Source organism: Aeromonas sp. L_1B5_3 (assembly GCF_963866575.1).
GTDB lineage: Bacteria > Pseudomonadota > Gammaproteobacteria > Enterobacterales > Aeromonadaceae > Aeromonas > Aeromonas jandaei.
In genome coordinates this window covers 1-10,656 of the sequence record NZ_CAWMDN010000136.1, presented here as the reverse complement: position 1 = coordinate 10,656, position 10,656 = coordinate 1, and the positions used below count along the sequence as shown (strand labels likewise).

At 62.6% G+C, this 10,656-nt stretch carries 7 protein-coding genes; all 7 read left to right on the top strand.

Features of this window, described 5'->3' with window-relative positions; all coding sequences use genetic code 11:
• Nucleotides 1-1,376 (top strand): AAA family ATPase (locus AACR93_RS17895; RefSeq protein WP_043851554.1); only part of this gene is annotated, 1,376 nt, incomplete at its 5' end.
• A 2-nt stretch (nt 1,377-1,378) separates the two neighbouring features.
• On the top strand, nt 1,379-2,917 hold the full coding sequence (locus AACR93_RS17890; protein ID WP_041210855.1) for a sigma-54 interaction domain-containing protein: 1,539 nt from the start codon (nt 1,379-1,381) through the stop codon (nt 2,915-2,917).
• On the top strand, nt 2,917-3,522 hold the full coding sequence (vasI, locus tag AACR93_RS17885; protein ID WP_043851553.1) for a type VI secretion system-associated protein VasI: 606 nt from the start codon (nt 2,917-2,919) through the stop codon (nt 3,520-3,522). Before AACR93_RS17890 ends, vasI begins: the two co-directional genes overlap by 1 nt.
• A 9-nt stretch (nt 3,523-3,531) precedes the next feature.
• A complete protein-coding gene (gene tssA / locus AACR93_RS17880) occupies nt 3,532-4,974 on the top strand; it encodes a type VI secretion system protein TssA (RefSeq protein ID WP_043851552.1) in 1,443 nt (480 codons plus the stop codon).
• A gap of 42 nt (nt 4,975-5,016) precedes the next feature.
• A complete protein-coding gene (tssM, locus tag AACR93_RS17875; RefSeq protein WP_043851551.1) occupies nt 5,017-8,514 on the top strand; it encodes a type VI secretion system membrane subunit TssM in 3,498 nt (1,165 codons plus the stop codon).
• 46 nt (nt 8,515-8,560) lie between these two features.
• A complete protein-coding gene (locus AACR93_RS17870) occupies nt 8,561-9,991 on the top strand; it encodes a VasL domain-containing protein (RefSeq protein ID WP_043851550.1) in 1,431 nt (476 codons plus the stop codon).
• Between the two features lie 302 nt (nt 9,992-10,293).
• Nucleotides 10,294-10,581, top strand: coding sequence for a type VI secretion system PAAR protein (locus tag AACR93_RS17865; RefSeq protein WP_033114654.1), 288 nt, complete (start codon nt 10,294-10,296; stop codon nt 10,579-10,581).
• Nucleotides 10,582-10,656 lie beyond the last annotated feature (75 nt).

The window sequence follows — 10,656 nt, the reverse complement described above, 5'->3', positions numbered from 1 at the left end:
ATCTGGGTGAACAGTTACGCGCCGTCAGCCATCTGCAAAACGAACTGCGCCAGCGTGAGCTGGAGATCCGCCAGCTGGAGCGCCAGCGCCTGATCGGATTGGGTGACAACGAAGAACGCCTTGCCGAGCTGCAAGATGAGCAGCTGCGTTGCCGCGAATCGCTGGCGGAGCAGGAGTCCCGCTGGCAGCAGCAGCAGGGTCTGGTTCACCGGATTATCGAGCTGCGCGCCGCTCTCCTGGCAGATCAGCAGGATGAGATGCTGGCCAGAGAGGCGCTGGATCTCGCTGATGCTCCGCTCGATCCGCAAGCGGCTGCCGAGCAGCTGGCCACCCTCGAGAGCGAGCTGGCCGACCTGCAGCAGGGAGAGGTGCTGGTCTCCGCTCATGTCGACAAAACCCAGATTGCCGCTGTCATCGCCGAGTGGACCGGAGTGCCCCTCAATCGCATCTCCCAAGGGGAGCTCGATGTGGTGACCCGCCTGCCGGAGTACCTTGGCGATCTCATCAAGGGGCAGGATGTGGCGGTGGCCCACCTGCACAAGCACCTGCTGACTGCGCGCGCCGATCTGCGTCGTCCTGGCCGTCCGCTGGGGGCCTTCCTGCTGGTGGGCCCGAGCGGGGTCGGCAAGACCGAAACCGTGCTGCAGATTGCCGAGCTGATGTTTGGCGGCCGCCAGTATCTGACCACCATCAACATGTCCGAGTATCAGGAGAAACACACGGTTTCTCGCCTGATCGGCTCTCCTCCCGGCTATGTCGGCTTTGGCGAGGGTGGCGTGCTGACCGAAGCCATTCGCCAGAAACCCTACTCGGTGGTGCTGCTGGATGAGGTGGAAAAAGCGCACCCGGATGTGCTCAACCTCTTCTATCAGGCGTTCGACAAGGGCGAGCTGGCGGATGGGGAAGGGCGGATCATCGACTGCAAGAACGTAGTCTTCTTCCTCACCTCCAACCTCGGTTTCCAGACCATCGTCGAGCATGCCGGGCAGCCCGATGTGCTGCTGGATGCCCTCTATCCGGAGCTCGCCGCCTTCTTCAAACCAGCGCTGCTGGCGCGGATGGAGGTGATCCCCTATCTGCCGCTGGGTCACGACACCCTGGTGCAGATCGTGGGTGGCAAGCTCAACCGGCTGGTCAAGCTGCTCAAGGAGCGTTTCGGCGCCGAGGTGGAACTCGATGGCGAGGTGGCCGAAGAGATCCTGCTGCGGGCCAACCGCAGCGAGAACGGTGCACGCATGCTCGAATCGGTCATCGATGGCGCCCTGTTGCCGCCGGTCTCCCTGCAACTGCTGCAGCGTCTCTCGGCCGGTGAGCCCATCAACCGGGTTCGCTTCTCTGTGGTCGATCACCAGTTCGTGGCCGAGGTGGAGGGCTGACCATGGAACAAGCCCTCGCATTCGCCCTCGCGCTCACCGAGCAGCGCGACGAAGCCCACCTTTGCCACTGGTGGAGCTCGACCCTCCATGCCAGCTTTCAGCCAAAAGGGATCCTGCTTGGCATGCTGGATGTGAGCGGTCGCCAGCTCGAATGCAAAGGCTGGGTCAAGGGGCAGGAGGTGGCGCTGGGGCTGGCGGTGGATGACTTCTCCCATCCGCTCGCCTATGTGCTGCACAAGGCGCAGTCACGCACCTGGGACTCCCTCTATGGCGGTGCCCGCATCGAGCACGCCGGTTTTCGCGCACTGCTGGCCAATCTGGGCCAGCAGTGCGGGCTGCATGCGTTTCCGCTGATGGATGGCAAGGGTAAGCCGTTTGCCGTGCTGGCCCTGCTCGATCGGGGCGAGGTGTTGCAGGAGTGGGCCGAGGGGCCCGAGCTTGCCAGTCTGGCGCAGGTCTTTTGCAACCAGCTCACCCTTATTCGCGATCTGGGGCGTAGCCGCCGGGATCAGAGTGTGCTGCGCGACTCTCTGCGCCAGATAAAAGGTGAAGAGGATCGTCTGCGCCAGCACGAGAAGCTGCTGGGCGAGCAGTTGATCGGCCAGTCGGCGGTGATCTGCGGTCTGCGCGAGCAGATCGCTCAGGCGGGCCGCCACAAGTTGACCGTCCTCATTCAGGGGGAGACCGGCAGTGGCAAGGAGGTGGTCGCGCGGCTGGTGCACCAGTGCTCCGACCGGGCTCACAAGCCCTTTGTGGCCATCAACTGTGCCGCCATTCCGGAGAACCTCATCGAGAGCGAACTGTTTGGTTATCAGAAGGGGGCCTTCTCCGGCGCGCTCAGCAACAAGAGCGGGCTGGTTGAACAGGCCAATGGTGGCACCCTCTTTCTGGATGAAGTGGGTGACATGCCTGCCGCCATGCAAGCCAAGCTGCTCAGGGTACTGGAAACCCGCAGCTACCGGCCACTTGGCGCCGAGCAGGAGCGTCAGTCTGACTTTCGTCTCATCGCCGCCACCCATCAGCCGCTCACTCGCCATGTGGAGGAGGGGCAATTCCGTGCCGACCTCTACCACCGCCTTTGCCAGTGCCTGCTGCTGATCGCCCCGTTGCGCGAACATATGGAAGATGTGCCGCTGCTCTGCCAGCACTTCATGGCCCAGTTTGCCGCTCAGGATGGCAAGGCGCTGGCAGGGTTGCAGCGCAAGTTTTTGAAGCAGCTGCAAACCTATGACTTCCCGGGCAATGTGCGCGAGCTGCGCAACCTGCTGGAGGTCGCCTGTGCCCATACCAGCCATGGTGAGGAGGTGGGTCTGGAGGCACTGCCGCCAGAGCTGCGTGAGCGGGTGTGCGTCGAGCTGCCCGGCGCACTGGATGACTACAACCACATCCGCGATCTGCGCCGCGCCATGCAGCAGTACGAAGCCTCGGTGATCGAGGCGCGCCTGCGCTACTTCCAGGGCAACCGGATGCTGGTGGCAGAAAGCCTCAATATTCCCAAGCGCACCCTGGATCACAAGTGCCAGAAACTGGAGGTGAGCTGATGAGTCTGCTCGCATTGGTGCCGCTGCTGCTGGCCAGCAGTGCGGCGCAGCCATCCCCGGAGTTGGCTCAATTGCAGGCGTGCCGGCGCGAACCGTCGCCCTTGGTGCGTTTGGCCTGCTATGACGCCATTGGAAAGGGTGCGGCCGGGAGTGAAGAGGGGGCTGTCTCCCGCTCCCCTGCCTGGCAGGCGATCCTGACCCAGGAGCAGGGGCGTCAACCTGACAGCCCCCCTTTTCTGCCTCTGCTGGATGATGCGGGTGGCAGCGTCACCCTGACCCGTCCTGCCCTGCGCGGCGCCACTTTGGCCATCGGTTGCGTCAACAGCATCACCCATATCCGGCTGCGGCTTGATAACCCCTGGGTGGGGGATCGGGTGCAGATAGCCCTGGATGGTGAGCCAAGTCGCCAGTCGCAGAGCTGGTTTGTCCGGGATCAGGGGCTGCTGCTCGAGTATGGCCGTGGCTTGCCCGCCATCGAGGAGCTCAAGCGCTGGATCGGGGCTCGTGAACTGCAGGTGCAGGCCAACAATGGCGCCATCCTGCGGGTGGATCTCAGCGGTCTCAAGGAGGCACTGCAGCCCGTGCGCCAGCAGTGTCGCTGGTAAGGAGGCGGAATGAGCTATCAACACCCTTGGTGTGGCCGCCTGCTGACCCCTCTCTCTGCCGAGCTGGTGAAGGGGGCCGTGCTTGCTGACGAGCAGCGCTGGGATTATGTCGAGACCGAGCTGGTCAAGCTGGGCTCGCTGGCCCACAGCCAGGTTGATCTCAATGCGGTAGCCGAGGCGTGCCTCGTGCTGCTGGAGAGCAAGACCAAGGATATGCGGGTGCTGGCCCAGTTGCTGCGTTGCCTGCAGCATCCGGCCAAGGCGACCCCCATGGGGACGGCAATCTTGCTGCTGGAGTGCTGGATCCGCGACTACTGGTTGCTCGCCTGGCCCGGCAATGCCACCCAGAAACAGCGATTGATGGTGCAGATCGTCAAGCGTTTTGAAGGGGTATTGCCACGGGTATCGGAGAGCGCCTCGGCGGCGGAGCTGGCCGGTTTGCTGGCTCGCGCCGAACAGCTGGAGGCTGCGTGGCTGGCGCTTTGCCCGGACAAGGGCGAGTTGCTCGACCCGCTGGTGATGGGTCTGAAACGGGCCCAGCGCCAGCAGGTGGCACAGGCGCAGGCCGATGAGGCTGGCACGCCGCAAAGCAGCGCGACCGTGGCGCCAGGTGCCGCTGTGTCCGGCATTCCCGTCACTACCTCGAGTGCTGCGCAGGGGAGTGCGAGCTTGCGTCCGGCGGTGGAGATCGACAGCTCCAACGATCGGGCTTGGCGCCAGACCCAGCTCAAGGTGGCGGAGCTCCTCATTGAGCGTCAGCCGGAGGCAGCAGTGGGCTATCGCCTGCGTCGCCACGCTATCTGGGCCGGTATCACGACGCCTCCCATGACGGCGCAGGGCAGCAAGACCCAGCTTGCGCCCATGTCGGTTGACATGGTGGATGAGTATCGCGCTGCGATGAATGCCGCCGATCAGGGGCTCTGGCAGCGGATCGAACAGAGTCTGACGCTGGCGCCCTACTGGTTCGAGGGGCACATGCTCTCGGCCATGGTGGCGCAGAAGCTCGGCTTTGCCACGGTGGCGCAGGCCATCATGCAGGAGCTGGATACCTTCTTGCAGCGTCTGCCGACGCTGCGGGAGCTCACCTTCAGCGACGGCACCCCCTTTCTGTCGGCCGAGTGCAGCCGCTGGTTGCAACCAGCCAAGGGGGGGAGCAGTGACGGGCAAGGGGGTTGTTCTCTGGCCGAAGAGGTGGCTCTGCGCCATGGCGAGCAGGGGGTGGCTGCGGCGCTCGCCCTGCTCGATGAGCGGATGGCACAACTGAAAGAGCCCAGAGCCCGCTTCCATGCACAACTGGTGCAGGCGGAGTTATTGGAACAGGAAGGCATGAATTCGCTGGCTCGCCAGCACTACCAGCACTTGTGGCAAGAAGCCACCCGTCTGGGACTGTCGCAATGGGAACCGGGGCTGGTGAGCCGTCTGGAACGTCATGCGACCGCCTTGGCGCAATGAGTGTCGAAATGAGTCATTGAGTCGGAGTTGAATCACAATCTTATGTTCAAAACCATCTTTACCTTTCTGCAGCAACAGCTGCCGAAACTGAAACCCTCCTGGCCTCTGCTCGGTGCGGTGCTCTGGGTTGTCGCCCTGATCCTGGTGTGGTGGCTGGGCCCCCGCATCGAGATCCGCGACGCTCGTCCCTTCGAGCCGCTGTGGGGGCGGGTGGTGTTCACCCTGCTCTGGCTCTGGCTGCTGCTGGGGGTTGTCTCCTGGCGCGTATGGCGCAAGATGCAGCAACTCAAGGCCGAGCGGAACCATGAGCTGGTACTGGAGCAGGATCCGGTCAAGGGGCTCCTCGATCGCCAGGCGCTCTTTCTTGACCGCTGGCTGGCGACCCTTGGCGAGCATCTGGGCAAGGGGGCGCTCTATGCCATGCCCTGGTATCTGGTATTGGGTCTGCCCGGCAGCGGCAAGAGCAGCCTGATCCACCGCGCCAACCCGGCCAACAAGCTCAACCCGAGACTCGACACCGAGCTTCGTGAAGTGGCGCAGGAGCAGCTGGTTGATTGCTGGCTGGGAGAGCAGGCGGTGATGCTGGATCCCGCTGGCGAGCTTCTGTCCCAACCCGATGGCGAGCAGGAGCCGCTGGCGCGCAAGCATGAGCGGCTCTGGCTGCACCTGCTCGGCTGGCTCAATGAACATCGCCGTCGTCAGCCCCTCAACGGATTGGTGCTGACGGTGGATCTGGCCTGGTTATCCCATGCCAGCGTGGCCGAACGCAAGGCCTATGCACAGCTGATGCGCTCCCGTCTGCAGGAGCTGTCGGCCACCATGAATACCCGCTTGCCGCTCTATGTCACCTTTACCAAGCTCGACCTGCTGCGCGGGTTTGACGTGGTTTATGAGCAGCTCGACAAAGAGGCCCGCGAGGCGGTGCTGGGGGTGACCTTCAAGCCGGACGAGCGTCAGGGCAAGGGGTGGCAGGATGATCTCTCCCTCTTCTGGGACGAGTGGGTCGACAACCTCAATCGCAACCTGCCTGCACTGATGCTGGCCGGGCTGGATGCCAGCCGCCGCAGTGCGCTCTTCTCCTTTGTTCGCCAGCTGGCGGGCCTCAAGGAGTATGTGACCGAGCTGCTTGCCGAGACCCTGGCCATCGAGGAGAGCAAGCCGCTGCTGGTGCGCGGTGTCTATGTCAGCTCTGTCTATCAGCAGGGGGTGCCGTTCGATGCGTTTGCCCAGGCGGCCTCCCGCCGTTACAACCTGCCAGAGCCCATTCACTCTGCGCTGCGCGGGGAGTCTAACACCTATTTCGTGCGCAAGCTCTTCTCCTCCATCATCTTCCCCGAGGCCCATCTGGCGGGCGAGAACCGGCTGCATACCCTCTATCGCCGCCGTCGCATGGCCATCGGCCTCAGCTGCTTGTCGCTCTTCTCGGCAGCACTCATCGGTGGCTGGCACTACTTCTACCGGGTCAACGAGGAGGCCGGTCGCAACGTGCTGACCAAGGCGCAGGCCTTTATGGCCACCAACGAGGTGGCCGATGAAGAGGCGTTTGGCGTGAGCCAGCTGCCGCGTCTCAACCTTATTCGCGAGGCGACCTTCTCCTTTGGCAACTACCGTGAGCGGATGCCGGTGGTGGCCGATCTTGGCCTCTATCAGGGGGACGAGATCGGCCCCTATGTGGAAGGCTCCTACCTGCAACTGCTGAGCCAGCGTTTCCTGCCGGCCCAGATGCAGGGGCTGCTGGAAGATCTCGACCGGGCGCCGGCGGGTAGCGAGGAGAAGCTCGCCATCCTGAGGGTGATGCGGATGCTGGATGACGCCTCCGGTCGCAACAAGGAGCTGGTGGCCCAGTACATGGCGAGCCGCTGGCAGAAGGCGTTCCCGGGGCAGGGGGCGTTGCAGGAGCAGTTGATGGGTCACCTCAACTACGCCCTCGATCATACCGACTGGCATGCCGCTCGCGCCGCCCGTGATCAGGCCGCCATTACCGCCTTTGCGCCCTTCAAGGAGCCGGTCTACGGCGCCCAGCGCGAACTGGGCAAACTGCCCATGTATCAGCGGGTCTACCAGAATCTGGTGGTGAAGGCGGGCGATGCGCTGCCGCCGGATCTCAACGTGCGTGACGAGGTGGGCCCCACCTTCGACACCGTGTTTACCCTGCGCAACGAGAGCGCCGGTCAGGTGCCACGCTTGCTGACCTGGCCCGGTTTCAGCGACTTCTTCCTCAAGCAGGACAAGGCGCTGCTCGACCTGACCGCCATGGATGCCTGGGTTCTTGGCCAGCGCAAGCTGAGTCAGTTGAGCGAGGCCGATCGCAAGGAGATCACCCGTCAGGTCAATGATCGTTATGTCACCGACTACGTCAACCAGTGGCAGAAACTGCTGACCAATCTGGATGTGCAGCCCCTGGAGAGCCCGGAGCAGGCACTCGATGTGCTTTCGGCCATCACCGGCAACGATCAGCCGTTCCAGCGGGTACTCGCCTCGCTGGATGACAACACCCGCATTCGCAAGATCTCCGATGTGGAGGGGGATCCAGGTCAGGCCATTACGGCACGGATCGGGCGTCCCTTCATGACGACCAACGCGGCGCTCAGCGGCCGTGGCGAACAGGGGCCGCTCATCTCCGAGGTGAACCAGAAGCTGGTTGATCTGCAGCACTATCTGGAGCTCATCGTCAACGCGACCGAGCCGGGTCAATCTGCCCTGAAGGCGGTGCAACTGCGCCTGACCAACAAGTACGCCGATCCCGTATTTGCCCTCGAGCAGTATGCCCGTGGTCTGCCCGAGCCGCTCAACCGCTGGGTTGGCCAGCTCTCCGAGCAGACATCCCGTCTGGTGATCGATTTGGCCATGTCCTCCCTCAATCAGGAGTGGCAGGAGAAGGTGCTGACCCCGTTCAACAGCCAGTTGGCGGATCGCTATCCGTTCAACCCGAGCTCTGCCAAGGATGTGCCGCTCTCCGAGATGGAGCGCTTCTTTGCCCCGGGCGGCACGCTGGACAGCTTCTATCAGGTCAACCTCAAGCCGATGGTAGAGGGCGGGTTGATGGAGGGTGAACTGAGCTCACCCATTCAGGCCGAGCTGGTCAAGCAGCTGGATCGCGCGGCGCGCATCCGCCAGATCTTCTTCAGCCCGCAAGGTAATCTCGAGGTGCAGTTTGCCCTCGAGCCCATCGAGCTGACCGCCAACAAGCGGCGCAGCGTGCTGAATCTGGATGGCCAGTTGCTGGAGTATGCCCACGGTCGTCGGACCAAGGTGCCGCTGGTGTGGCCCAACACCATGCGTGACGGAGCCGAGAGCAAGATCACGCTGGTGCCGGCAGCTCGCGAGCGCTCGCCGCGCAGTGAAGGCTTCGTCGGGCCCTGGGCCATGTTCCGCCTGATGGACAAGGGCGAGTTGACCCAGGTGAGTGACGCCACCTTCGATGTGCGCTTCCCAGTGGATCAGGGGGCCATGACCTATCGGGTCTATACCGACAGCGCCCAGAACCCCTTCACCGGCGGCCTGTTCAGCCAGTTCAGATTGCCCGAATCCCTCTATTGATTAGGTCGGGGGCACCCTGTGCCCCCTTCATCCGTTGGAAGCCGATATGTCACAGAATCAACAAGGCCAGCAGGCGCTCAAAGTGGGGCGTGACCCCAGAATGTTGCCGGAGTACGAAGCGCTGCGCGCCGAGATCAACAAGCTCAGTCACGCCTCACGTCCCGAAGTGGACTGGGCGCTGATCCACCATCTCGCCAGCCAAATTTTCGAAAAACATGGCGTCGATCTGCAGACCGCCATCTACTTCACCCTGGCCCGCTCCCGCCTTCAGGGACTGAGCGGTTTTACCGAAGGGTGCGAGTTTCTTGCCAACCTCATCGTCACCCAGTGGGATAGCTTCTGGCCGCCGGTGCATCAGGAGCGGGCCCGCATCGAGATGCTGGACTGGTTTATCGCCCGCATCAGCGACGTGATTCGCCAGTACCAGATCAGCCATGAGGATAAGCGACTGATCTACCGCTGCGAGCGGGCGCTGCAGCTTATCAGCGAAAAGCTGCACAACGCGGGTCTGAGCCGCATTCCCCGGGTTGAGAACCTGATCCACTTTATCGAGGGCTATACCCACCTCTTTGACGAGACCGAGATCGTCATCGTCTCCGACGAACCGGGTCTCAAGGAGGATATGCAGATCCCGCCGATGGTCTTCTTCAAATCGGATATGGACCACGAGCACGGAACGCCGATGGCATCGGTTGCCCCCGCTCTGCCGCAGGGCAGCATTCTGGTGGGACGGGAGAAGGGGCAGGTCAAGCCGACTGTGCTCAAGATCGAGCAGCATCGCAAACAGCGTCCGGCTTGGTTCTGGTTTGGCTGTGGCCTGCTCAGCTGCGCTCTGCCGGTAATGGGATGGCTGGGCTGGCAGCACCAGCAGCAGGAGAAGGTGATTGCGATGCAGCGCCTGCAACAGCCGGCCGCCGAGTTGCCGCGCGTGCTCAGCTATGACGATATCCGTCAGGCGCGCATCGTGCTGGGGGAGCAGGCGGTGCAAGGGATGGAGAGCGAGCTGGTGGCGCGCTATCAGGCCCAGCTGGATCGGCTGGAGCAGACCTCGCCGCTCTACTGGTATCGCTATGGCGAAGGGCTGCGCAACTCGTTGCAGATGCTCTATCCCGACTCGCTGGCGGTCAAGGCGCTGGACAAACAGTGGCAGAACGCGCTGGTGGGGCAGGGGAGCAATAACAACACCATTCCCACTTACCTTGATGCTCGTGCCGGTGTCGATGCGCTGATCGACCAGCTGCAGGAGCTGGAGCGCCAACGCAAGACGGTGACTATCTCCTATCTCAAGTCCCAGCTTTATGAGGTGCAGAAAAACCTGATGCAGGAGACGCCGTTCAGTCTGCGTCTGAGCGAGCTGGAGGCGAAGAAGGCTTCGCAGGAGCCCATCACCGCCGCCGAATTGAAGGGGCTGGAGAGCGATCTGAAAGCGCTCAATATCCGCCTTTATCAGCTGCAGCAGGGTGACCTTGGCAGCTGATAGTGTTGCCATGCGCAATATATTGCGCATAAAAAAGTGAAAATGACCAGAAAGGCAACCTTTTGTAGTCAGGTTGCCATTTCTGCGCAATACCTTGCAGCCCAATCGCTTGCCGTATCGGCCGTTGGTGTGTAATGCACTGATTTTATTTAAAAAATATTGAATCTTTGGAGTGGCACACTCTGTGCTGCCACGACGCAGCCTGTTTTGCCCCGTGCTTGCCGCTGCAGCCTGTTGCTGTTGTGTGAGGGGCGTGGGGATAGGGCGCAGACCCGTTATCCCCGCTCATATGGAGAATCACTATGTGCCCGACTATCGCACTGCTCGGTGACATTGGCACCGACCACGACGGTTTTCACCCCTCGCCGGTCAGCGCGGCCAGTCCTGATGTGTTCCTCGATGGCAAACCGGTAGCCCGTCAGGGCGATCCGCTGGAGCCTCATGACAAACCCAACAACCCGCCTCATCCCCGCGCCATTGCCGGTGGGGTCGGCTCGGTGCTGGTCAACGGCAAACCCATCGCTGTCACCGGTACTGCGGTTGATTGTGGTGGCGTCGTGATTGGATCCGGCAGCGGACAGGCAGGATAAGGAGCAGATCATGGCACAAAGCACCGGATTGCAATTTACCGTCAAGGTAGGGGCACTGCCCGAGAGCACCTTCGT

Excerpts from the sequence above, each read along its gene's own strand:
- AACR93_RS17890 (WP_041210855.1), top strand. The coding sequence starts at position 1,379 with ATGGAACAAGCCCTCGCATTCGCCCTCGCGCTCACCGAGCAGCGCGAC.
- vasI (WP_043851553.1), top strand. The coding sequence starts at position 2,917 with ATGAGTCTGCTCGCATTGGTGCCGCTGCTGCTGGCCAGCAGTGCGGCG.
- tssA (WP_043851552.1), top strand. The coding sequence starts at position 3,532 with ATGAGCTATCAACACCCTTGGTGTGGCCGCCTGCTGACCCCTCTCTCT.
- tssM (WP_043851551.1), top strand. The coding sequence starts at position 5,017 with ATGTTCAAAACCATCTTTACCTTTCTGCAGCAACAGCTGCCGAAACTG.
- AACR93_RS17870 (WP_043851550.1), top strand. The coding sequence starts at position 8,561 with ATGTCACAGAATCAACAAGGCCAGCAGGCGCTCAAAGTGGGGCGTGAC.
- AACR93_RS17865 (WP_033114654.1), top strand. The coding sequence starts at position 10,294 with ATGTGCCCGACTATCGCACTGCTCGGTGACATTGGCACCGACCACGAC.